Origin of the sequence: Sphingobacterium bovistauri (genome assembly GCF_020295405.1) — a bacterium.
Lineage (GTDB): Bacteria > Bacteroidota > Bacteroidia > Sphingobacteriales > Sphingobacteriaceae > Sphingobacterium > Sphingobacterium bovistauri.
In genome coordinates, this window is the sequence record NZ_JADEYP010000001.1 from 203997 (window position 1) to 229595 (window position 25599).

The window sequence follows — 25599 nt, forward strand, 5'->3', positions numbered from 1 at the left end:
CAAATCATTAATTAATGCAGTTGTTAAATATTTAACATAATTTAATAATCTAATTAAAAACGTTAAGTATCTCTTCTACAGTTACATTTCCGAAGTAGGATTTAATGTCTATAGAAGTAAATAACTTATTTAAAGATTCTTGGTCATGTTTTAAACCTAACAATTGATTTTCCAACTCTTCAATTTGATTAGAAGCAAAGAAATCACCAAAAATTTTCGCTTTTTGAATAAGTCCTTTATGTACTTCCAAATGCACTTCGACAAATCCTGCTGAAAATTTATTTGCCTTTTTGAAATTATAATCGGGAGATGAACCAAAATTCCAATCCCAAGTACCATATTTTTCTACCACTAATTTTTCTATCGCGACGATATCAGCTTTATCGAATGTATAAAGTTCTATTTTATCATTAGAAGTCGTTATTTCTTCAATAAAAAGCTTTTTAAACGATTCAGTGGTCGTGTGAGAAGGTAAATATTCGATCAAGTTAACCACACGTGCACGATTTGATTTTACAGCTTTATCAATAAACTTTAAGGGATTTACCTTTAGTGCATCTGCCAAAACCGACATATCCGAATTGATAAGAATAGTACCATGTTGAATCATTTTCTTCAATTTTATAGTTTTTGCATTACCACTAAACTTCTTTCCATCCACTAATAAGTCATTTCTCCCCTCCAACTTAGCAGGAACATCCAATTTATTTAATAGCTTAACTACTGGGTTAGTGAAAGTTTCAAAATCGCTAAAATCTTTATCACTAGCCTTTGTATGAAAAGAGAAATTCAAATTTCCTAAATCGTGATACACCGCTCCACCACCGGATAAACGTCGAACTACTTTGATATCGTTTGAGTTAACATAATCCAAGTTAATCTCTGCCAAAGTGTTCTGAAACTTTCCTATAATAATGGAAGGTGCATTGATATAAAACAAAAGTATATCATCTTCTGGAAAGCGTTTTAATAAATACTCTTCGGAAGCTATATTAAAATGTGCGTTGTGCGAGGGTGAGTCAATAATAATCATGAGCGTAATTTCTACAAAGTTAGCAAATTGATTTAAGTTAGCTCCTTTCATTAATATTTAGTACCTTTGTAAAAAGCTGCACATTTTCGCCTACATTCTCATCCTAGAATTTCTTGACGATACGTTAGACTTTTCTCAATTTAAAACATTCATTAAATAATAATACATGGGTCAAAGCCAACAAACATTTAGAAAAAAAGAAATCGCTAAGAAAAAATTACAAAAACGTAAAGAAAAAGAAGAAAAAAAAGCACAACGCGAAGATTCTAATGACAAAGGAAAAGCATTAGAAGAAATGTTCGCATATGTGGACGAGAATGGTAATATCTCTGACAAACCTCCTGTAAAGAAATACGAATTTAAGGAAGAAGATTTAATTCGCCCAGAAGTAGAAGATATATATTCATTCGGTAAAGTATCATTTTACAATGAAGCTGGACAATACGGTTTCATCCGTGACAACGAAACAAGAGAGAATGTATATTTCAATTTCAAAATATTAGGTTTTGTATTGCAACAGGATCAAAAAGTAAAATTCAAATCGCAATCTAGCAAACAAGGTCTTCAAGTAACTGAAGTAATTGTTTTATAAAATATAGTTTCTAAACAAAACAGCCCTTAGCATACGAAATGTTAAGGGCTGTTTTGTTTTAGACAGTTTTATGGATACTACAAAAAAAATAAAGGCGAATCTATTAGATTCGCCTTTTGCAAGATTATATAATCAAAAATTAGCTTACTCTTACATTAGTGGCATTAATGCCCTTACGACCGTTCTCTACATCGTAGGTTACTTGGTCTCCTTGTTGAACTTGGTCAACTAATCCTGATACGTGTACAAAGATGTCATCGCCACCACCATCAGGGGTAATAAAACCAAATCCTTTAGTTTCATTAAAAAACTTTACAGTTCCGTTATTCATATTATTATTATTATTATTAATTGCTACAAGGTAGGTATAATAAATGGATTATCAACTAATTATTTAAAATTACTTACTAAAATATACATACTCTACATTATTAAGAAGACTATATTACCTTATCAAATTACTTTCAACCAAATTAACTGTAACAAAATTTATTACATTTGAAATACAAAAAAATTAAAATGAAATTATTAAAACACATTTTTATACTCTTAGTATTGTCATCCTGTAATGACACCAAAGAAAAAAGAAAGGAAGTAAATATACCAGACACGAACAATGTATTAATCAGGGATACATCCCAAGTTCAAACAGTAGAGCAACCATCTGAAATAAATATCACAGATTCTACAAATTTTGATAATTTCAAAGTAAGCATTCCACTGAAGGAATTTGAAATCTTAGACCTTCAACTTAAGTCATTAGATTTTCCAGCTGAAAATTACTATTTCAGATATGATATCTCGATTTCTAATAAATTCTTGACAAAAGTTATTACTGCTACTACTGAAATGGAAATGAAAACATACTTAATTAGTTATGATTTAGAAAATAATATCATTGATAATCTAGTAATCGCATACGATGAAATAGCAGAATCAGCATTCAGAACCCTAAGTAAGATTGAAAATAAAACGATATATATTACTGAATATAACTATATGACAGAAGAACCTGAAAAAATAGAAAGTAAATTCGAAATACGAGATAATGGTAAAATAATTAAGCTATAAATCAACAAAATCCTTCTTCTATCAAGGCTTTTGTTTTTTAGAACAAACTGTCTACTACGAACCAACAATAACTTTACAAATATTATTCAACTAATAACCACTATTCTGAATAGCCAATGCATTTTCATTAAGAATTTTAAATGGAATTGGCAAAAACTTAAATAGATTTAATGTACTCCCAGATGATAACCTTCGCAATGCAGCCAAATACACTCCTTCATTTTGCATTTGAATTTTATACTCATTAATTATATGGTCATGAATATTAATTGTACTATTTGAATAAGCGGCTCTATTATCACGATTGGTCAACTTATTCAGCATTTTTATTGCTTCTTGATTATTGTTCAATTTATAGTAAGCTTCACTAGCGATTAAGTAAATCTCGGTCAAACGTACAACATGACGATATGTACCCTTAGCATAAAGGTGTTTAAGTTCATTATCGTAAGTGCTCCCTAATCCATCTGCATAATTGTGACCAAAAATAGATTCTGTTTTGGTATTGTGAATATCATTGATTTTGGCCAATTCATATCTATTGGATTGTACTAATAGAATTGAATATTTTAATGCTCGCTGATAGTCTCCCACTTCTAAACTAAGTTTTGCAATCATAGCTTTTGCAAAATCAGCATATTTTAAATCAATATTTTCTAGTTTATTAGACGCATATTCAAGAGAGGATATTAACTTCGAATAGACTTCTTTTTTATTACTTCTAGCCACTTGCTTTGACAAATGTAATGGTATATAATTATGTATATCATAATAAAATGGGTTATCCCATAAATTTGTAATTGACCAATATTGATAAGCAATCAATGACATAAACTTTTGCTCATAATTTCTTATTTCTAGATTAGGAGAATTATAGGCATTTTCTGAAATATGAATTAATTCAACAAGTGAACGATAAGCAAATTCGTATATTTCTAACAATTTTTCATTATTAGGGAATACATTATTTGTATAAAAGACATTATATGTGGATGGATAATTTCCAACGGCTGTTTTTGCTAATAAGGCTTCTGTACTCAAATATCTTTCTTGAGCAGAGGTAAACCACATTTTTATTCCAGAAACATCATAATTAAAATCCCTAAAATCAATGTTTATCGGGCTCCCAGTTGGTTTATAATCTAACGGTAATTCAACCTTAAACACCGATGCTAATGGGAATTCAGCTAGTTGAACTCCTAGTTGCTGATATCTTTTTTTAAGGTTATCATTAATAACTTTTGGATTTAATTTCTGTATAGCAGTTTCGATTTCCCAAAGCAATTGATCCGCTAGCACACCATCATCTTCCAAATCAATAGAAATTTGAGAAAGCAATTCCGTCAGACGCGCATTATCTGACGCTGCCATTATTAACAATGTAGAAGAAATTCCTAATAAAGCGGAAGAATTATTTGAATTAGAAATCAAGGATAGAGTTTCAGCAGACTGTGCTGTTATATCCTTGATGTAGAAAGCGTCATAAATTTCCTTTTGAGCCTGTTGTTTAGCATCTTCAAAAGAATATCCTTTCTGTTTTATTAAAAATAAAGCACGCTTTTGTTCTAAATGAGTTAACACATTAATATTTAAAGACTCTTCCGGCTTATCTAAAGATACTATTGCATTCAATGTAAGTGGACTAGTAGAAAGTTTACCTAAAACTTCGTCATAATAATACCCACCTTGAATAGACAATTGTACATATTTATGTGTTAATTGGATGTCATCGAAATTAAAACGACCTTTATCATCGACCAATTCAGTCCTAAAACTACGTCCAGTTTGATTATAACTTTCATCCAATTCAAAAGCAAATAAAGACGACCCTTTCACAAAAGGACCTTTCTCTACATTACCATGAATTTTATAGACAGTCCTCTTATCTTCATCCGTTTTACCTTCAGAATTATTTGGAGCTTTTTTACAAGAGCTTGAAAATAAAACTATACTAAATGAAATTATTATCCAATTGATGAAACAATGCTTACTTAGGATCATAATGATATTTTTTTCTCTAAAGTTAATATTATAAATTATTATAATGAATTAAATAATCTATACATATAGCAAAAAAACTACTATTAATAAAAAAGCCTTCTTCAAAATCGAAGAAGGCTTTTAATATCACTAAGAATGAATCACTTACAAAGCAGCAATCGCATCATTTAATGTCACTGAAGGACGTAATGCCTCAATAGCTAACTCATCATTCGGGAAATAGTAACCACCAATATTTTGAGCTGTACCTTGGGCTGCGATCAATTCTTCATTGATTTTAGCTTCATTAGTAGTTAATGCTTCTGCAAGACCAGCAAATTTAGCAGCTAATTCTACATCCTTCGTTTGCTTAGCTAATTCTTGAGCCCAGTATAACGTTAAGTAGAAGTGAGAACCACGGTTGTCAATTTGACCTACTTTACGCGCTGGAGATTTATCATTTGCTAAGAATAAAGCGTTAGCTTCATCTAATGCATCTGCTAAAACTTGTGCTTTAGCATTGTTTTGCGTTTGTGCTAAGTGTTCGAATGAAGCTTGTAATGCTAAGAACTCACCTAATGAATCCCAACGTAAATAACCTTCTTCTAAGAACTGTTCTACGTGTTTAGGAGCAGAACCACCAGCACCTGTTTCGAAAAGACCTCCGCCATTCATCAATGGAACGATAGATAACATTTTCGCTGAAGTTCCTACTTCTAAGATTGGGAATAAGTCAGTTAAATAGTCACGTAATACGTTACCCGTTACCGAAATAGTATCTAAGCCTTCACGAATACGATCCAACGTAAATTTAGTAGCTTCAACTGGAGACATTACGAAAATATCTAATCCATTTGTATCGAAGTCACCTAAGTATTTCTCTACTTTTTTGATGATTTCTCTATCGTGAGCACGCGCTTCATCCAACCAGAAAACAGCTGGAGTAGCTGACAAACGAGCACGGTTTACAGCTAATTTAACCCAGTCTTGAATAGGTGCATCTTTAGTTTGACACATACGGAAAATATCACCAGCTGCTACAACCTGTGACATGAAAACATTACCTTCTGCATCTACAACACGGATAGTACCATTTGCAGCAGCTTGGAAAGTTTTGTCATGTGAACCGTATTCTTCAGCTTTTTGAGCCATCAAACCTACGTTAGGCACTGAACCCATAGTTTGAGGATCTAAAGCACCGTTTTCTTTACAGTCGTCAATTACAGATTCGTATACACCCGCGTAAGAACGGTCAGGAATCATAGCGATTGTATCACGCTCAGCTCCTGCTTTGTCCCACATTTTACCTCCAATACGAATCATAGCAGGCATAGAAGCATCTACGATTACATCCGAAGGAACGTGTAAGTTTGTGATTCCTTTATCAGAATTTACCATGGCTAAATCTGCGCTATTTGCAATAGCAGCATCGATAGCAGCTTTTACTTCAGCCTCTTTCTCGTTACCAGCGATTTTAGCGTAAACTTCACCTAAACCATTGTTTTTGTTGATGCCTAATGAAGCAAATAATTCACCGTATTGAGCAAAAACATCTTTAAAGTAAACTTCTACGATAGCACCGAAAATGATAGGATCTGAAACTTTCATCATCGTTGCTTTCAAGTGAGCTGATAATAATACGCCTTCAGTTTTAGCCTCAGCGATAGTAGCAGCAACATATTCTTTTAATTTAGCAACGTTTAATACTGAAGAGTCAATAACTTCACCAGCTTTTAAAGGTGCTAAACCTTTTAATTCTTTTACAGAACCGTCTGCAGCAACAAATTCAATTTTATATTGAGAAGCATCTTCTAAAGTAACTGATTGCTCAGTAGCATAGAAATCACCGTCAGTCATCGACGCTACTTTAGTTTTACTATCAGCTGCCCAAGCGCCCATACGGTGAGGATTTGCTTTAGCATAGTTTTTAACCGCTTTAGGTGCACGACGATCTGAGTTACCCTCACGCAATACTGGGTTTACAGCTGAACCTAAAATTTTAGCATAAATAGCTTTTATTTTTTCTTCTTCTGGAGTTGTAGCAGCATCTGGATAATTAGGAACCGCGTAACCTGCATTTTGCAATTCAGCGATAGCACCTTTTAATTGAGGGATAGAAGCTGAAATATTTGGCAACTTAATGATGTTTGCATCAGGAGTAGTAGCCAATTGTCCTAACTCCGCTAATGCATCTGCCGTTTGTTGCGCTGGTGTTAAATATTCATTGAAATTAGCAAGGATACGTCCCGCTAATGAAATGTCTCTTAATTCTACATCGATATCCGCTGTCTTTGCGAATGCTTGTACAATAGGTAAAAAAGAGTAAGTAGCCAATAATGGCGCTTCATCTGTTTTAGTGTAAATGATTTTAGATGACATAGTTTTCTATTGAAAATATATTAATGTTTCGACTTTTAAATTTGAAATTCAACAACAAGTTTAGCCTGCTATCAAAATCCGCCTAAAGATAAGAAAATCATAATTAAATATTTGCAATAGGTTCAATTATGACGGAATTGAGAAAAAGGTTGGCAAGGATAGATTATTTTGTTTTAAATTTGCGGGTATGGCAATAGAAAAAAATCCTTATCAACTTTTTACCTTAGAAATACTGAATAATTGGAAAAGACAGAATGTATCGTACATTAAAGTTGAAGAATTGTCTACCACTAATAATATTACCTTTTTTGAATTAATTCCAGATTCAGAATTAGTTGACGGCGGCGATACTGATATTTTGTATCCAATTGATTCTGAAGATGTAGATGATATGCTCTTACCAAGCAAAACAGCTAGATTCCTGGTTCATGATATTTATCTGGACGAATTGGATGATTAGAGTACTTCATGTTACAGATCTAAGTACACATCTTTCTCAAAAGTAAACTTCTGTCCGTCTTCTAATTCACCTTCTATAGTAAAATTGGTCCAGCCTTTTTCGAACTTAGCGTAGTAAAGGAATTTTTCGTCGAAAGTGATAATATTAGGATTATTGTGAATATCCATATAATTAAACTGAATATCACTAGATCGAATTAAATTAGTATTTGCAGCTATTTGTTTGTTTTTGTATACGAATGAATGATCAATAGATATGGACAGTTTCTCAAAATTTGGTTTATTCAAGAGGTCAGGAATATACATACTACATGCCATTGCCATTGGAACAATAGAAAAATTATTAGCATAAACCTCTTCAGTATCAAATTCTAATTTGATATTGAATACACCCCTAATTGTATCCTTAATATTAAGAAATTGGTTATCTGTATTAAATAAATCTATTTTGCCTGTTGGTCGGAATTTATAGGTTTTATAAGGACCGTCATTACCACAACAATTCCCTCCTATTCCACAACACATTATATTCAATAGTGATATACCTATAGCAAGTATTAATAGCTTTATTTTCATATGGATAATTTGATTAATTAAACTAAAGTAAAACAAATTTCTCTACAGTAAAAGTAAGACGCAAAAAAACCTCATAACTATTAAAAGTATATGAGGCCTTTATAACATATCCAAAGGACTTAAATCTTATCTATCCTAAAGTTACCAATATAAACTTCTGCAGATTTATCATCACTGTTGAATGCGAAATAGAAATATTTCTTCGAAGCTGGATTAGCCATTTCCGTATCTAGGATTTTGTATTCATTAATGTATGTACGCATACGCTCGCCATCAACACGAATTTTAACTTTCATCATATCATTTACGAAATATGACATGTTTGCTTTTACTTCACTTCTTTTATTCGGATCTACTTCTTTACTAGCAAAATCAAACTTATTAAACCAATATGAAGCTTGGATATTTAAGGGATTTTGGTAAGCTAAATAGTAATGATTACCTACCCCTTTTTGGTAATCAAATCCAAAATCAAGCGCAAATTTTGGTTCTTGATCAGACATGGCTAATACATCAAATTCTATAGTAAAGTTTTCAGGAATACGCACCAATTGCTTGATTTTATACGTATTACCGTCAAATAATTGTAACCAATTCCCATCCGCGATGGATACTTTACTAACTTCTCCTCTCCCATTACTCGTCCAGCGACTAGCCATATCTCCAGCACTATCTTGACTAAAATTATCTTCAAATATATTTTCAGCCCCTCTTGCGAAATCATTCTTCATGCCCTTTAAATTTTCAAAAGGTCCCTCTTGATTATTTCCATTTGATGATGAATTTCTATTACTTGTGGGTTTCAAATTTTCATCAAGAGTTTTATCGACATAAGATTCTACTTTTTGTCCTATCTTTTTTCCAATACCTTTTAATACTTGTGCATTCAAAGTATTACTAAAAGAAAAGAACAGAGAGCTGCCTACAAGAAGTCCGATTGATAAGTTTTTCATAAAATTTTAATTCTAAAAGAGTTAGTAGCGTAAATTAAGATCAAAGATATACACCCAATTAAATGGTATATCCTTTTTTAAGATATAACGAATATAAACCTTCTTTCGCTACTATCAAAAAACAAAAAGGCGGATTTTTATAAAAACCCGCCTTTACTTTTCACTTAGAATATTTTTAAAACTGAATTGAACTACCAACATTCAATCCATTATTTTTTGCAAAAACACCACACATATGAAATAATAAACGGGCGCCGACATTCCCATCCCATTCGTCTGATTCTCCTGGAGCTACTTCAACCAAATCCATTCCAATAATTTTCTTTCCTGAATTTGCTAATCTTGATAAGGCGTAAACAGCTTGTTCGTATGATAAACCTCCAGGTACTGGAGTTCCTGTATTTGGACAATACCATTGGTAAAGTGCATCTATATCAAAACTTACAGCCACATTTTCTGGCAAATGAGCAATAATCTCATCTACTTGTTGTTGCCAAGTTTTACCTTCGAATTGCGCTTTTTTCAAATCAGAATCGGTATAAACTTTTACCTTACCCGAAGATTGAACAACTTCAACTTCTTGCTCACAAAAATCACGAATACCTATTTGTACCAATTTACTTATTTGCGGTAATTGGATTGCATTGTACATAATCGATGCATGCGAATAAGTAAACCCTTCATATGCTTGACGTAAATCCATATGCGCATCAAAATGTAAAATACCAAAGTTATCATACGAAGTAGCCAATGCCTGATAGTAACCAAGTGGTGTAGAGTGATCTCCTCCTAATAAGATGACTTTTTTACCTTTAGCTGTCCATTCCAAAACTCTTTCCTTCAATTCAGCATTCAATTTTGCAGAAGCAGCATTTATAGAATCTAAATCAGCTTTTAAAGTTAGGTTTTCATTTACATCTTCTCCTGCTTCCAAAGCTTCAATTATAGGTTGTGCTAATGCCTTATAATTTGCTGAATTCTCAGCCCAATGTGCTGGTGCTTCGTCCATGTAAATCCCTAACTTCCATAGCTCTGGAAATTCTTGATGTAACAAATCAACTTGGAATGAAGCGTCTAAAATAGCATCTGGCCCTTCTGATGCCCCTGCACCATAACTAACTGTAACCTCCCAAGGAACTGGAACAATTATAATTTCTGATTCTTCGGCCGTAAAAGGTAATCCATAAACACTAGCATCTGCTAATCCAGGTTGTGAAGGATCAAAGGTTTTTATTTTATCTTCTTTACTAATCATGTTATTTAAATTTCCAGCACAAAGATAAGATTATTGCTTTTATTTCTAATTCTAATTATCAAAGTGCCAAATAGCAAACTAAAAATTATATTTCAAAAAATAAACACTACTGACAAACAGTTGTCATATCATCATTATACTTTTGGGTATAACAAAATAACTAAAGCTATGAACAAGACAGCAATTATTTCGAAAGCAGATTTACTACAACACTGGTTGGGGCATCGTAATCTAACGCGTAGAACGATTGAAAAATTTCCTGAAGCAGAATTATTTAATTATTCGATAGGCGAAATGCGCACATTTGCAGAATTAGTAAAAGAAATTCTTTCTATTGCCGTGCCAGGATTGAATGGAATCGTAAACAACCAGATTGACCCCTATAATCACGATTTACCATTACATACTAAAGATGCTTTATTGGCACAATGGGATAAAGACACACCCATATTAATTGATTTGTACAACCAAATACCTGAAGAAAGATTTCATGAAGATTTTAATTTATTTGGCGAATATAAGTTCCCTATTATTCATAACCTTTTGTACTTTATTGACAATGAAATTCATCATCGCGCACAAGGTTTTGTTTACTTACGTGGTTTAGGAATCGAACCTCCATTCTTTTGGGATAGAGCGTAATCTTCAAAAGTGCCAATTGCATTTTGTAAAATGTGATGAACACTATCCTTCAAACGCTGTGGTTCATAAATAATTGCTTCATCAGCAAACATCATAAACCATCTAGCAAAATGCTCTAGTTGGCTGGTGTGGAAAAGCATTTCCACGCCATTATCTTTTTCTTCTTCCGTCTTAAACCCATAAAATTGTCTTTCCCAGTGCAAATACCTTGACATATCTTTGCTCACCCAAATACGTACAGTTTCTAAAAGTTCCTCTTTTTTATTTGAACTCAAATAAGTTTGCAGAGGTAAAAACTCTTGCGTATGTTTCAAATCTATCAAACGAATTTCTTCAATACGATCTAATCTAAACTGACGCACCTCATGCCTAAGATGACAATACGCCATAAAGTACCAAAATTGCCCTTCTTGAAATACACCTATAACTTCAATATTCCGTTCTTGACTATTACTTTCTACTGATTTATATTTCAGATGGATCTGCTTTCTTTTTACCATACTTTCAAAAAGTGTCGCTAAAGCAGCTGGAACATTTTCATTCAAAAAATGTTTTTCTTTATTAATCAAAACTTTAGATTCCAAATCTGCGACATTCTCTTTGTCGGTAAAACGAAGAACTCCTTTCATCTTGAGCAAAGCATTCGTAAAATGCTGACCTATTTCTTTATCCAGATAATGTTCCATCAACTTCTCCGCCACACCAAAACTCAATGCCTCTTGTTCTGTAAAATTAATAGGCTGAATCTTATAGGTATGCATTAACGAGTATCCATACCCAGCCTCACCCATAATTGGAACACCAGCATGTTCTAAAGCTTTGATGTCACGATATATTGTACGAAGACTTACTTCATATTTATCAGCCAAATCTTGTGCTTTGACAAGTGGTTTTGATTGTAAATAGAAATAAATGCCTAAAAGTCTATCAAATCGTTTGGTGATGTCCATAGTTTGATTTTAAAACAAAAGCCCCAACTATAAAGTTAGGGCTTTCGATTATATAATGTAATATTAAAATCTATTTTGCGTATGACACAGAACGCGTCTCACGAATTACCGTAACTTTGATCTGACCTGGGTAAGTCATTTCTGTTTGAATACGATTTGAAATATCAGCTGCTAAAATCTCCGCTTGTGCATCCGTTACTTTTTCACTTTCTACCACTACACGTAATTCACGTCCAGCTTGGATAGCAAATGTTTTTTCAACTCCTGGGTAAGAAAGTGCTAATTCTTCTAATTCTTTCAAACGTTTAATATAGCTTTCTACCACTTCACGACGTGCACCTGGACGAGCTCCTGAAATAGCATCACAAGCTTGTACAACTGGTGAAATCATTGATGTCATTTCAATTTCATCGTGGTGTGCACCAATAGCATTACATACATCTGGATGCTCCTTATATTTTTCGGCCAATTGCATACCCAAGATTGCGTGTGGCAATTCTGGATTATCATCAGGCACTTTACCTATATCGTGCAATAGACCAGCGCGTTTTGCGTGCTTCACATTCAATCCCAATTCAGCCGCCATAGTTGCTGCAAAATTAGCCACCTCACGCGAGTGTTGTAATAAGTTTTGACCATATGAAGAACGGTAACGCATACGACCTACCATACGAATCAATTCCGGATGTAAACCGTGGATACCTAAGTCGATAGCTGTACGTTCACCAATCTCAACAATCTCATCTTCGATTTGTGTACGAGTTTTCGCAACTACTTCTTCGATACGAGCTGGGTGAATACGACCATCTGTAACTAATCTGTGTAATGACAAACGTGCAATCTCACGACGTACAGGATCGAAACCAGATAAAATAATCGCTTCTGGTGTATCATCAACGATAATCTCAATTCCTGTAGCGGCTTCTAAAGCGCGAATATTACGACCTTCACGACCAATAATACGACCTTTGATTTCGTCATTCTCAATATTGAAAATAGAAACTGTATTTTCAATAGCTGATTCAGTAGCGGTACGCTGAATAGTTTGAATTACTACTTTTTTAGCTTCTTTAGATGCTGTCAATTTAGCTTCATCAACGATATCTTTGATCTGAATCATAGCTTGTGAACGAGCTTCCTCACGTAATGAAGTAACTAATTGTTCCTTTGCCTCATCAGCAGTCAAACCAGCAATTGTTTCTAACTGACTGATATGTTGATTTTTTAACTGTTCTACTTCTTCACTTTTCTTCTCGTTGACCTCAATTAATTGATCAAATTTGGCACTTTTCTTATCTAAGTCCTGTTTTTCACGGTTTAGATTTTCAAGTTTTTGATTTAAAGACTGCTCTTTTTGTTTAATTGAGTTTTCCTTTTGAGTGATCGTGTTATTACGTTGATTAACCTCTTTTTCGTGTTCAGATTTTAATTGTAAAAACTTTTCTTTCGCTTCTAGTTGACGTTGTTTCTTCGTATGTTCCGCTTGCTTTTCAGCTTCTTTTATGATATTATCAGCTTTTTCTTTGGCTTCGTTCTCTTGTTTCTTAAGCAACATTTGAAGTAAATATCGCCCAATAACAATACCAATTAAAAGAGATATTATAATTGAAATTGTAATTGATAAATCCATATTGTTAATTGTATATATTAGTTTTCATATTTTTTTACACAAAAAAAAACCGCAATTAAATTAACAGGTCCCAAGTATTATTAAACTTCGATTACACATGATTTGAGCTTTTGATCATGACCTAGATGGCGTATAGCAAAATGGCCTATATCTTTTAATTGCTCGTGATATTGAAGCGTTAAGTTTAAAATAGTGACAACCCGAATTTAATTGCGGTAAACTCGTCGTTATATAGCTCTTAAAGAACGATATTTATTTCTTAAAGAAATCTGTTAAAATACCATCCAACTCGTGAATCGACTGTTCTAGACCTACATCCTGTTGTTGAACCTGTCTTTCGGCCTTTATCATCCCTGTTGCATATTGTAATACACACATAGACAATAAATCCTGTTTATCACGAACTGCATAATTATCTTGCAATTCCTTTATCTTTTCATTTATTAATTTCGCAGCGTGTCTAATCACTTCCTCTTCCTCTGCCGTTACCCTCAATGGGTACACGCGATCTGCGATATTTATTTTTATGGAAATCTCTCCCATGGTTACCGAGCTTAATAACGTAATAAACTTATTTACTTATATTTTCACTTATCTACTTCAATAAGTTTATACATCTATCTATTTCTCGCACAAAATCGTTAATTTTTTGTTTTGTGTCAAGTATTTTTTCATTTATCGCACCCTTATCGATATCCGCTTCATCAAGTGCTCTTGCTACAGCCATTGCTTTGGTCTGTTCTTCCAGTTGTTTAATCTTTTCTGTACCTGTTTCAAAAGCTACTTGTACAGATTGCAATTCCAACTTTAGCAAATCATTTTCCTCTTGTAGAGCTTCACACATTTGAACTAAATTTTTCGTTTTCTCAACGATAATATTCATTTGTGATGATAATAATGCCATACGATTCTCGCAATTAAAATTATTGTACTCGAAACTATCGCACTACTGCGCCAGTCTCTTTCTCAAAGTTAATAATTAATTTTTGAATAATACTATCAATTTGTTTATCATTTAGCGTTTTTTCTTCATCCTGAATCGTAAAACTCAGAGCATAAGACTTTTTGCCTTCCGGTAATTTATCACCTTTATATACATCAAAAATATTAACTTCTTTCAATAGCTTTCTATCTGTTTTTAATGCGACAGATTTTAACTTATCGAAGCTAATTTCTTCATCTACTAACAATGCCAAATCTCTACGCACTGCTGGGAATTTTGAAACTTCTTTATATTTAATTGTATTCTTGCGAATAGTTTTAATTACCAGATCCCAATCAAAATCAGCAAAGTAAACTTGACCATCAACATCTACTTTTTTTAATGCATCATGATGAACTGCACCTAATGAAACTAATACTTTTTGACCCTTCATGTAATCCAAACCATAAGACAGATTAGCATTCGCCGTTTCTACAATTTGCAAACCTTCTATTTTCAAACGTCTAACAATAGTATCTACTGCCGACTTCAAATTATAGAAATTCACATTTTTAGAGGAGATATTCCACTGTTCACTTCCCTGTTTGCCAGCGATTGCTAAAGCAAAACGTTGCTTCTCGTCATATCCGTCTTCTTTTAAATGGTAAGTTTTACCATATTCAAATATCTTTAAGTCCCCTTGTTTACGCTTTTGATTGTACTCTACAGCTGTCAATGCTGAAAAAAGCATATTCTGACGCATCGTATCTAGGTCGGAACTTAATGGATTAAACAATTTCACAGCGGTAGCTTCATCATCAGCATACGATGATTTTGTCAATGAATTGGAAAGAATTTCTCTAAAACCATTTGCTACTAAAAGATCAGCCACTTGATTTAATACTGTTTCTTTATCCGGTTTCTCTTGTGTATTAAGCGAAGCTAAAATTTGGGACTTCAATTCAATATTGTTATACCCATAGATACGTAAAACCTCCTCTATCACATCTACCTCACGAGTTACATCTACTTTATATGCTGGAACCTCAACAGCTAAAATGCCTTCCTTCTCAGAAGTAATAACAATACCTAAAGCCAAAATAATATCTTTTATTACTTCTGTAGGAATATCCTTACCTATTAAACGTTGGACATTACGGTAGCTAACCTCAAATTTAAAAGGTTCAACTGGAGCAGGATAAACATCTACTAAAGAAGATGATATAGCACCACCAGCAACTTCCTGAATTAATAAAGCCGCACGTTTAAGTGCAAAAACTGTAATATTTGGATCTGTTCCTCTTTCGAAGCGGAATGAAGAATCTGTTTTTAAATTATGGCGTTTTGATGTTTTACGAACTGAAACAGAATTGAAATACGCTGATTCTAAGAAAATATCTGTTGTAGATTCTGTGACTCCTGAAAACTCACCACCGAATACACCAGCAATACACATCGGCTTTTCAGCATCTGCAATGACTAAATCTTCTGCAGATAATTTCCGATCCACGCCATCCAAAGTTTTGAAAGGTTCACCTTCTGTAGCCTTGCGCACAACGATTTTGTTTCCAGAAATTTTAGCTGCATCAAAAGCATGTAAAGGCTGACCTAAATCATGTAATATATAATTGGTAATATCTACGATATTATTTATCGAACGAATACCGATAGTATTTAATTTTTCTTTCAGCCAATCAGGCGATTCGGCAACTTTTACCCCAGAAATATTCACACCTGAATATCTTGGAGCATCTTCACTTTCTACCACGACAGTTGTACCTTGTACAGGGCCTTCAACGAAAGCCTCTACATTTGGCAATGTGTAACTCGTTCTGAAATACGCAGCTAAATCACGCGCCACACCTAAATGTGATGCTGCATCAGCACGATTTGGCGTCAAACCAATTTCAAAACGAAAATCATCTTTAATGTCGTAAAAATCCTTAACTAACGTGCCTACTTGAACATCTGCCGGTAATTCAACGATTCCGGCATGTGAAGTACCTAAACCAATTTCATCTTCACCACACAACATACCTTCTGAAACTTCACCGCGAATTTTAGATTTTGTGATTTTGAATGGCTCACCAGACAGTGGATGACAGGTAGTTCCTACAGTAGCGACAATTACTTTAAGTCCAGCACGGCAATTAGGTGCACCACACACAATATCCAAAGGCGTATCGGTGCCGACATTCACCTTCGTAATACGAAGCTTGTCTGCATTTGGATGTTGCTCTGCACTCAACACTTCCCCCACTACCAAGCCTTCAAGACCACCAGGGATTGATTCCACTTTTTCAACCGCCTCTACTTCTAAACCAATATCAGTCAGAATCAACGAAAGCTCATCGGGTGATTTATCTATATTTAAGTAATTCTTAAGCCAATTGTAAGAAATATTCATCTTTGTATTTTTTTTGAGTTACAAAGATAAAATTTTGTGACGAATAGCAGCTTTATAATTGTGGATTATTTTAAAGCTAATCAAACAAAATCCAATATAGAATTCCATTAATTGTAAACAGTTAGCAAAAAGGTAGGGAAAAGCTAAATGGGTAAATGTCACATTCTTTACAGATGAACCTCCTGATAAAATTGGACAATTTAAAATTTTCTAATAAAATAAAGAGAATATTTATGTGATTTTTCACCAAAACCTTTCTTTATTATTGTAAAAAGGTAGATTTTTTAAGCCCATAATTTTATTTGGGATATTACTGAATTTCAAACTTAAAAAAACCAATTAATAGTAGGTATAAGAATAATTAATTACATAATTCTTATGAGAAAAAAGATCAAATACAATTTTATCAATTAATCCATTGTTTAACATATAACATGTACCTAACAAAAAGTACCTATCACCGAATTTCGCAACGAAAACACAATATTTATTATTATTAATTTTCTCTATTCTAATACGTACTGGAGAAATAGAATTGTCATCTTCATAAATAGTATGAATGAGAGGAAAAGAGTTCAAATGATTACTAGTTTTACTTATGACAGATTTATTAGCAAACGAATCATTCATAATCTTTTTTGTACTAAATATATTTTTATAAGAATCGTTCATATTTTTCCATATCAAATAAGTATCAATAAATATATTCCCATCTTGTATCCAATAAATCTCAGCTTTTTCATAATTACTACTATCCATATGAACCATCATATAATTATCATTATAAAAAACTGATTTCTCTCCATTAGACCTCATTATAACACTACTTAATACACCTCCTTTATAACTTAGAATATCACCCTGAGTTTTATTTAGAATATCACCTTCCTTCATAACAGATCTTGGAATACCTCCATAATCAAGCTCTACAATCCGCATAGGCTCATTAGGATCCTCGTCCATGGAGATTAATTCTTCATATTTAGTATCAGTAACCAAAGAAAAATTGGAAGTTATGGACTTAACATTTTTTAGACTTTTATTATTTACTATATATTCGTAAAAGAAAATGTATTCATCAAATAATTGAAAATCCCATATATATTTATTTAAATAACTTTCCAATAAACCCTTAGAGTTATCAGTGAAATTATTTGCTTTTTTAATTTCTTCAATTTTTTTCAAATTATCTACAGTATTGGTTACATATGAAGAAACTTTATTCAATTTCAACTTTTCACTTATAAACTCAGTGGTTCTTATTAAATCATATTTTACAAATACATCATTATTTTTTAGACCATCCCAAAATATGATAGCCTTTTCATATTCATTTGTTTTATCAAAATCAATTGTAAAACCATTATCAAAAACCAAACAGGAGATTTCAGATATTTTAATAACATTTAAGTCATCAAAAGAAAAATTATTTTCCAATTCTAAAGACTCTCTATCTAAATCAGATGTTTGTTGATCATAATCAATTGATTGATCACTGACATCAATAAGTACAGCATATTTTTGTCCCGCTTCGATTCGAATGGTATCCTTATAGGAATCATCATCAATATACGCTAATGTATCAAAGTCAGAAAGAATTACAGAAGCGCTATCAATAAGTTTCTCATCTTGTTTATTAGATTTTTTATTTTGTCCAAAAACATGCAGACTGCATAAAACAAAAATGGCTAAGAATATTTGCTTTTTCATGTTTATATTTATAATATAAAAGTTGAGACGTTATAAGATTATAGTAAAACATAAATTCCTATGTCTCGCTATATTATGTGTTAAAAAATTAATAAATAGTCCTTTTACGACCCGACGACGCTGCATTTTTCAAATCATACCATTTGGTATTTGGATCCATTCCAATTCCATCCCTATCAGAAGACCAGTGCAGGTATTCGTTTCTTAAAACCCTAAGATCTTCTTGCTCTCTAAGCTTTTTAGTATATTCTACTGATTTTGGATCAGTAGATTTCACTCCTTTGTATGTTTTATGAATTTCACTATACCACTCAAATTTTAAAGCCTCTTTATTATTTTCATCCAACACATAGCTTTTTAAATATTTTTTTGTTTTCTGTAACAAAGGGTGTTTATCTATATTATATTCATCTAACAATTCCTCGGTTTCTAATAGTTTTATATCAGCTTTTCCTATATAGTCACACATAAAATGCAAAGGAATATAACTATATTCTTTTTTTACAAACCTAGCACCATGTAATCGATGAGGCGTTAAGACATTGCCACCCCGCACACTCAATTGATTAGACTTAAACCAGCCCTCACTAATTAAGACTTTTCTCAATTCTTCCAAATCCCCTAATCCAGCTGTTTTAAACTGAGCGAACCAGCTTGTTTCTATTTCTTTTTTGATTTCTTCACCTGTAATATAGCCACCACCAATATCAGAATGAACTCCAGGAAATGTTTTCTCAATGCCGTGTGACACTTTTGTCAATGCAAAATTTTCCCTATGTTCGTCCCTAGCGGTAAAATGCACAATCTTGTTGACTTTTAACGTGTTTAAATTTAACTGATTAACATCATTAGAGAAATTTGGCAACGGCAAACCTTGCTTCCACTTTAACTCTGTTAGATTGGCATAAGAAGAAACTGTATCATATATCCCTAAAAAACGAACGACTAATTTCGTCGGATGAATATATAGCCCTTTTCTAGATAACTCTAAACCCAAATGACCACCTGCTGGTAAATAGCCATTTTTAATTAAATTCTCAGGCACTTCAAAACCATCAGAATCCTTATAAGCCAAAGCTCCATGTCCAATTCCTCCTGAATAAGATTTTGAATGAGCTATATACCTTGACTTATGAATTTCGTATACAAAATTACGTGCAGCTGCAGCGCCCCGACTAAATCCAAAAACATCAATATAAATTTTACCAATTACTTTATTTTTATTAAAATCTCTAGTCGCTAGCTTAATTTTTTCAGAAAGTGCTTTACAGCCTTTTCTGACTTTGCCACGTATGCCTGTATGCCCAGTTCCTACAGCAAAAGCTTTCGTCGTATCACTAGCAAATTGTTCTACATCAAGACTGTCTACGCCAGTACCAATTCCTTCAATATAAATTGATTTTTCCGGATGATAATGTTTCCACTTGCGCGCCACATTCGACCAGTCGTTATAATAACTGCTCTCCTTATCCTTTTTTCCAAATTCCTCGAACGCCTTCCTTTCCTTTGTACCTACTGCCGCATCACGTGCATCCGAATTATTTTTATTATTCTTCGTACCATCAAAAAATACCCCAAATTCTAAATTTATGTACTTTGTTCCTTCGACAGTTACCGGATTAGAAGTTCCAAATATGATATTGGCTGGCATATATTACTTGATTTTAGTATAACTATTGCTTATGACAACTTCTTTAAGTTCAATTTTCTCTTGACTATTTTTTAAAAACACTCTTCCTGAATTTAAAGTACTCAAATCCACATCAACAACTAACTCAATAGATTCTGCTTTCATAGATAATCGTTCGAAAGCTTGAGATAATTCTTCATAAGAGTTAAAATGAATACCTAAGCCTCTTTTTTTTTCCTCATCTATGTAAAAATATGCCAGTCTATTAATAATAGATCGTCGCTTAAAAAATGGATTATCTACACCTGGATAAATTCTAGATTCCATCTCCCCATTAAAGTAAAAAAGACGTAAATCATTAGGCTCACCAATGTGATTAATTTTCACATTCCAATCGTAGCGTTTTTGATACAAACTATAAAGATCCGGGTTTGGATAACCGACTTCACTTATCCTTTCTCTAGCCTCTTTTGGTATATAAAAATCATTTCTTAAAATACGCTCTCTTCGACCTTCAACAAAGCGATGTTGATCGTCCTCTCGCATATCGGCTGCTGTTATTATAGTATCCTGAGCTTGAAAGCTACCTAATTCTATGCTTGTGCCCGCTGATTGCCCCCACATTACCACTTTGCCTTTTGGCCCTAAACCAATAACAATTTTATATAACTGTTCCGATTTATGAAATATATTCTCATACTTTTCTTTAAATACTTTGTTTAAATATGCAATATCCAGCCCCCACTTACCCGTAAAATATTTATCCTCTACAATAGAATACCAAGTAAATGATAAGGTATCAGGCAGATACTGCAATGAAGAATTATCCATTGATCGTCCCGCATTTCCCCAACCCGGATTATTAATTCCATATATTGTACTAAAATAGGCGCCATATTCATCATTACCCAGACTTCCTCGGATCACTTCAATGGGATATAATTTGGGGGCTGATATAGCTGCACTCCAAGCGTACTTCTTCATACCTTTATATTTATCTTGACAACTTCCCATGAAAAGTGTAGAAAGCAGGAATACTATTGATAAAAAGCATATTCTCATCATTTATCTGTTATTCCTCCCTGAACTACAACTTTCTTATTACTCGCTAATACAAGATTAGCACAGGTAGTTTGTATATTGATTTTATTAGCTATTTTCTCTACTTTTCCTCCTACTTGAAGATTATATTCGCCTTGAACTTCAATCTTTATATTGGTTGCTCTTTTGATAATTGCCATAAAATACAATTTACTGTTAAATATATTTCATGAATATATAAATTTTTTAAAACAAAAGAAATTAAGTTTAACTAAAAAGGTTGTCAGAAAAACAAAAAAGCCAAACTCAAAGTAAGTTTGGCTTTTTTAGATTCTAAGTATTAATTAATTATTGATCTCAGATTTACCTTCAACATATTCTTTTGCCAATTTACTTAGCTGACTGACAATATCTTTATATTGAGGATTTTCAACCAAATTTATCAATTCATGTGGATCATTTTTAGCGTCAGTCAAAAACGCGCCAGATCCATTTCCATAGAACTCAGCATAACGCCAATCTTCAGTACGAATCACCACACCTGTTATTCCTTTGTTATGTTCATTCCAAACAGTATATGCTGGTTTATCCCATATGGCTTTTGGATTTTGCAATAATGGTATTAAACTTTTACCATCCAAATCATTTGGCATAGGAAGGCTACAAGCTTCAACCAAAGTTGGATAAATATCAACCAACTCAACAGTTCTAGAAGATGATTCGCCATTTCCATCAGCTCTTGGATCGTATATAATAAATGGCACACGAGTACCTTGCTCCCATAATGAACCCGCCTTAGACCATTTGCCGCGCTCGCCAAGTTGATAACCATGATCACTCCAAAAAACAATGATTGTATTTTCACGCAACCCCTGCTTATCTAATTCATCCAACAATCTCCCTACATTCCAATCTACATAACTAATACACGCCAAATACGCTTTTATGTAATCGCGTGCTTCATTCACACTAGCCGTTCTATTGATAAATAGATCTGTGTTTCGCAAACGTGTAGCGCCTTGAGGGAAGCCTATAGGTACAACGGGAAGAGATGAAAAATTCACGGGTAATTTAATATCCTCATCGTTATATAAATCAAAAAATTCTTTTGGGGCTATAAATGGTGTATGTGGTTTTGAAAAACCACAAGCCAAGAAGAATGGCTTATTCTCTTTCTTACTACGTCTAATAAATTCTAATGCTCTATCTCCAACCTTTGTATCCCCCAAGTTTATAGCTTCATCTCCACTCACCGCCTCCCATCGGTCTGAACGAATATCGGGATCTGCTCCTTCGGTTAACTTTGCTGGCGACTTCCATATATTAGCATAATACTGTACCGCTGAGACCTGAGCTGGTGGTATTGTATTTATAGGATTATTGTGTTGCCTAACCTCCCCTCCTTCATCCCAAGCATCTGTATCGTCAATACCGCCATGAAATATTTTTCCTGTACGCCATGTCGTATAGCCGTGTTCTTTAAAATATTTAGGTAAACTTTTCCAATCAGGAAATGAAGCACCAAACCACTCTCTATTACCATATAGTCCTGATGTAGTCGGTTTTTTACCTGTTAATAATGAAGCTCTTGATGGACCACAAAGGGGGTATTGACAGTACGCTCTTTCGAAAAGCACACCTGCTTTAGCGAGTTTATCTAGATTTGGTGTCTTTGCGACTTCATTACCATAAGCTTGTAAATCAGTACGCATATCATCAGTTGCTATGAATAGAACATTCATTTGCTTGTTTACCTTATTATTTTTCTTTTGTGCAAACGAAGGGTTTATTGAAAACAATAGTGAAGCAACAAAAAAAATAAATAGAAAAATTCTCATAGTTTTAGATTAGTAACTCAATTATAATCCCTTTGCAGCAAATTTGCATCCTGTTGTATCCTGAATATTAATACATTCTCATTAATAAAACTTTTTCGCACATGATTCCTGTCATTACATATGGTAACGGAAAATCTTGATACTATTTACGCTTATAATATCGAACATAATCAACTTCCATTTGAGCAGGAAAAGATAAAGTATCAATACCATGCTTACCACCCCAATTCCCTCCCACTGCTACATTTAAAAGCAAGAAAAAGTTTGAATCGAAGGGCCATTCATTAGTTGATTTATACTCATTTAAGACTGTATTATACAATTGACTATTTAAGTAGAAATCAATTTTATCTTTAGACCATTCAATCGAGTAATTATGAAACGCTTGTGGATTTTCTATAAAAATGGATTTCATTTTTTGGGTATTCCTCATATGATTATAAGTATCAGAATGAATTGTTGCGTAAACAGTATCAGGCTCATAACCTACATATTCCATTATATCAATTTCACCACACATAGGCCAACCCAAAGAATCTATATTTTGGCCCAACATCCAAATTGCAGGCCACATCCCTTTACCTTTTGGCAATTTTGCCCTTACCTCAAGCTTCCCATATTGAAATTTAATTTTATTTTGAGTAGTTAATCTAGCAGAGGTATATAATTTATCAGCGATTTTCTCTTTTCTCGCAGTTATTTTTAGTACACCATCTTCAACAATTGCATTATTATATTTACTAGATGTATAATGTTGTAATTCATTATTTCCCCATCCCCAAGCATTCCCTGCTGTATCGAAATTCCAAGTTGTAGCATCTGGTGCTCCAACATAATTAAATTCTTCGGACCATACTAAGTCCCATTGTTTATTTGTAGTGCAACTAAACATTGAAAATTGGCACATAAGTATTACAAAAGCAATTTTATTTAATATCCTCATATTTTAACACATAAAAAGGTAAGGGTTAACCTAATAGTTAACCCTTACATTAAAATTCTATTTAAGTAACCACATTACCTGATTTATTTCATCATTACCGCCATATTGTCTATTCAGAGCTTCCATCAAATTAGATTGATTTCTTGTTATTTCTGAAGAAGGATACAACCATCGCATTGGAATAGCTTCTTTTTTGTTTACGTTCAATGAAGTGGATGAGCTAATTGGAAAGATAGGATAACCAGTTCTTCGATATTCGTAATACGATTGTGTAGGATCTTGCATATAATTCAAAAAATATTTTTGAATCCATATTTGCTTCAATTGATCAGATTGGTCAGTTTTAAATAACGCTTCACCTGTAAAATATCCATCAATATACGCTTGATTAATCGCCATTCCATGCGCATAACTTTGATCCGTATTCATTACATTTTTCAACGCAGCTTTAGTACCTGACTCATAATACTCCTTAGCGGTTCCTGTTGATATCCATCCCAATATTCTTGCTTCCGCTAAGATCAATTGTTGTTCCGCATAACTCACAATTATTCGTGGATCACTTGTGACAAGTTTTTGGTACCTCAAATTGATCCCAGAAAATTTTCCTTGCAGATATGCAGCCGTATTTACATCATAATTCTCCGCAACTTCAGCACCAACATAAGCATTAAAATTATTCTGCAACTTCCCACCAGAAATTTCGGACGCTGCAGGTTCCCCATAATAAAATAATCTTCGATCGTTATATGATTTTAATTGATTGACTAGTAATGAACTCATAATGACTCGACTAGTAATTAGTGTATTTGTACTATACAATGGGTGGACATTGACAGCAGAATAATTAAGTCCTAAGTGACCTGTAGACTCCTCCAGAAGCTCCCCTGATTGCACAATATTAGAAAACTCTTGCTTAACAGGAATGCTTGAATTCCCATCCCTTTTACTTAAAGATAACAGAACTTTTAAACGAAAAGTATTCACAGCCCTTCTCCATTTTTTTGGGTCTCCTCCATATGGAGTTGGATCACCTGCAAAAGTAATGCCTTTTGCAAAATACTCTTCTGCTTCTTTTAACTCTGACAATACTCCCTTCATCACTTCTTCTTGGGCATCATATGGAACCATCGTTAAGCCCTCCGAAAGACCCTTTCCTGCCTGCTTGTATGGGATATCTCCTACCTTCATACTTAATTGATAGAACATAAAAGCCCTACTAAATTTGGCTAAGCCTTTATAAGAATTTTCAGCAGGAATTCCTGTTGAATACTTCAGCATATTATCTATATTCGGTAATATAGTCATATTATCAAAGGTTGTGGGACCCAAAAAAGCATATTGAGAAGACATTATAGATTGATTTGCATAAGCTACATATTTTGCAACACCATTATCCGACACATATTCCATAGCATCTCTTCCTCCAAATTTTAAATTTTTAAGAATCACTGTGGTCGCTAACATTGAAGCATTGACATCCGTTGTTGCATTAGGATTTGAATTCAGTTCATCAAACTTATTACAACCAAAAAGTGCAATAAAGTTGAATAATAGTATATATATAAATAATTTATTTTTCATCACT

Annotated in this window: 23 protein-coding genes; 4 read left to right on the top strand and 19 right to left on the bottom strand. The window is 33.3% G+C overall.

What is annotated here, in order from left to right; all coding sequences use genetic code 11:
* Window positions 1–49: 49 nt before the first annotated feature.
* Window positions 50–1084, bottom strand: a complete 1035-nt coding sequence (locus IPZ78_RS00865) for a lipoate--protein ligase (protein WP_225551029.1) — start codon at window positions 1082–1084, stop codon at window positions 50–52.
* A 115-nt stretch (window positions 1085–1199) separates the two neighbouring features.
* On the opposite strand from IPZ78_RS00865, the gene IPZ78_RS00870 reads away from it, so the two are divergent.
* Window positions 1200–1625: a cold-shock protein gene (locus tag IPZ78_RS00870; protein WP_225551030.1), complete on the top strand. Its 426-nt coding sequence runs from the start codon at window positions 1200–1202 to the stop codon at window positions 1623–1625.
* Window positions 1626–1764: 139 nt separating this feature from the next.
* Here IPZ78_RS00870 and IPZ78_RS00875 read toward each other — a convergent pair whose 3' ends face one another.
* Window positions 1765–1956, bottom strand: coding sequence for a cold-shock protein (locus tag IPZ78_RS00875; RefSeq protein ID WP_225551031.1), 192 nt, complete (start codon window positions 1954–1956; stop codon window positions 1765–1767).
* 188 nt (window positions 1957–2144) lie between these two features.
* Here IPZ78_RS00875 and IPZ78_RS00880 point away from each other — a divergent pair, with 188 nt between their 5' ends.
* Complete coding sequence (locus IPZ78_RS00880; RefSeq protein WP_225551032.1) at window positions 2145–2696, top strand: hypothetical protein; 552 nt, start codon at window positions 2145–2147, stop codon at window positions 2694–2696.
* 90 nt (window positions 2697–2786) lie between these two features.
* Here the strand turns inward: IPZ78_RS00880 and IPZ78_RS00885 are convergent, their stop codons facing one another.
* Together IPZ78_RS00885 and IPZ78_RS00890 are read right to left on the bottom strand one after the other, a co-directional pair.
* Entirely contained in the window at window positions 2787–4697 is a 1911-nt protein-coding gene (locus IPZ78_RS00885; protein ID WP_225551033.1) for a RagB/SusD family nutrient uptake outer membrane protein, read from the bottom strand.
* Window positions 4698–4841: 144 nt separating this feature from the next.
* On the bottom strand, window positions 4842–7055 hold the full coding sequence (locus tag IPZ78_RS00890; RefSeq protein ID WP_225551034.1) for an NADP-dependent isocitrate dehydrogenase: 2214 nt from the start codon (window positions 7053–7055) through the stop codon (window positions 4842–4844).
* Window positions 7056–7242: 187 nt separating this feature from the next.
* On the opposite strand from IPZ78_RS00890, the gene IPZ78_RS00895 reads away from it, so the two are divergent.
* Window positions 7243–7515: a hypothetical protein gene (locus IPZ78_RS00895; protein WP_225551035.1), complete on the top strand. Its 273-nt coding sequence runs from the start codon at window positions 7243–7245 to the stop codon at window positions 7513–7515.
* Between the two features lie 11 nt (window positions 7516–7526).
* Here the strand turns inward: IPZ78_RS00895 and IPZ78_RS00900 are convergent, their stop codons facing one another.
* The 3 genes from IPZ78_RS00900 to IPZ78_RS00910 form a co-directional block, all read right to left on the bottom strand.
* On the bottom strand, window positions 7527–8090 hold the full coding sequence (locus IPZ78_RS00900) for a hypothetical protein (protein WP_225551036.1): 564 nt from the start codon (window positions 8088–8090) through the stop codon (window positions 7527–7529).
* Between the two features lie 119 nt (window positions 8091–8209).
* Complete coding sequence (locus IPZ78_RS00905; protein ID WP_225551037.1) at window positions 8210–9043, bottom strand: hypothetical protein; 834 nt, start codon at window positions 9041–9043, stop codon at window positions 8210–8212.
* A 175-nt stretch (window positions 9044–9218) separates the two neighbouring features.
* Window positions 9219–10298 (bottom strand): agmatinase family protein, encoded by a 1080-nt coding sequence (locus tag IPZ78_RS00910; RefSeq protein ID WP_225551038.1) that lies wholly within the window; start codon window positions 10296–10298, stop codon window positions 9219–9221.
* Window positions 10299–10466: 168 nt separating this feature from the next.
* Between IPZ78_RS00910 and IPZ78_RS00915 the strand changes: the two genes are divergently transcribed.
* Entirely contained in the window at window positions 10467–10940 is a 474-nt protein-coding gene (locus IPZ78_RS00915) for a DinB family protein (protein WP_225551039.1), read from the top strand.
* Here IPZ78_RS00915 and IPZ78_RS00920 read toward each other — a convergent pair.
* The 12 genes from IPZ78_RS00920 to IPZ78_RS00975 form a co-directional block, all read right to left on the bottom strand.
* Window positions 10889–11890 carry a helix-turn-helix transcriptional regulator gene (locus IPZ78_RS00920; protein WP_225551040.1) on the bottom strand — a complete coding sequence of 334 codons (1002 nt, stop codon included), beginning with the start codon at window positions 11888–11890 and terminating at the stop codon, window positions 10889–10891. The two genes, IPZ78_RS00915 and IPZ78_RS00920, sit on opposite strands and share 52 nt — an antisense overlap.
* 70 nt (window positions 11891–11960) lie before the next feature.
* Complete coding sequence (gene rny, locus IPZ78_RS00925; RefSeq protein ID WP_225551041.1) at window positions 11961–13520, bottom strand: ribonuclease Y; 1560 nt, start codon at window positions 13518–13520, stop codon at window positions 11961–11963.
* A gap of 252 nt (window positions 13521–13772) precedes the next feature.
* On the bottom strand, window positions 13773–14063 hold the full coding sequence (locus IPZ78_RS00930) for a cell division protein ZapA (protein ID WP_225551042.1): 291 nt from the start codon (window positions 14061–14063) through the stop codon (window positions 13773–13775).
* Between the two features lie 52 nt (window positions 14064–14115).
* Window positions 14116–14424 carry a hypothetical protein gene (locus IPZ78_RS00935; RefSeq protein WP_225551043.1) on the bottom strand — a complete coding sequence of 103 codons (309 nt, stop codon included), beginning with the start codon at window positions 14422–14424 and terminating at the stop codon, window positions 14116–14118.
* Window positions 14425–14458: 34 nt separating this feature from the next.
* Window positions 14459–16849 (bottom strand): phenylalanine--tRNA ligase subunit beta, encoded by a 2391-nt coding sequence (gene pheT, locus IPZ78_RS00940; protein ID WP_225551044.1) that lies wholly within the window; start codon window positions 16847–16849, stop codon window positions 14459–14461.
* Between the two features lie 339 nt (window positions 16850–17188).
* Window positions 17189–18559 carry a hypothetical protein gene (locus tag IPZ78_RS00945; protein WP_225551045.1) on the bottom strand — a complete coding sequence of 457 codons (1371 nt, stop codon included), beginning with the start codon at window positions 18557–18559 and terminating at the stop codon, window positions 17189–17191.
* 88 nt (window positions 18560–18647) lie between these two features.
* Window positions 18648–20210: a phospholipase effector Tle1 domain-containing protein gene (locus tag IPZ78_RS00950; RefSeq protein ID WP_225551046.1), complete on the bottom strand. Its 1563-nt coding sequence runs from the start codon at window positions 20208–20210 to the stop codon at window positions 18648–18650.
* 3 nt (window positions 20211–20213) lie between these two features.
* The gene (locus tag IPZ78_RS00955; protein ID WP_394371229.1) at window positions 20214–21254 is read right to left on the bottom strand and encodes a DUF2931 family protein; all 1041 of its coding nucleotides are present in this window, start codon (window positions 21252–21254) and stop codon (window positions 20214–20216) included.
* A complete protein-coding gene (locus IPZ78_RS00960; protein ID WP_225551048.1) occupies window positions 21251–21430 on the bottom strand; it encodes a hypothetical protein in 180 nt (59 codons plus the stop codon). Before IPZ78_RS00960 ends, IPZ78_RS00955 begins: the two co-directional genes overlap by 4 nt.
* Before the next feature lie 144 nt (window positions 21431–21574).
* Window positions 21575–23068, bottom strand: a complete 1494-nt coding sequence (locus tag IPZ78_RS00965) for a sulfatase (protein WP_225551049.1) — start codon at window positions 23066–23068, stop codon at window positions 21575–21577.
* Between the two features lie 142 nt (window positions 23069–23210).
* A complete protein-coding gene (locus tag IPZ78_RS00970; protein ID WP_225551050.1) occupies window positions 23211–23960 on the bottom strand; it encodes a glycoside hydrolase family 16 protein in 750 nt (249 codons plus the stop codon).
* 108 nt (window positions 23961–24068) lie between these two features.
* Window positions 24069–25595 carry a SusD/RagB family nutrient-binding outer membrane lipoprotein gene (locus tag IPZ78_RS00975; RefSeq protein ID WP_225551051.1) on the bottom strand — a complete coding sequence of 509 codons (1527 nt, stop codon included), beginning with the start codon at window positions 25593–25595 and terminating at the stop codon, window positions 24069–24071.
* Between the last annotated feature and the right edge of the window lie 4 nt (window positions 25596–25599).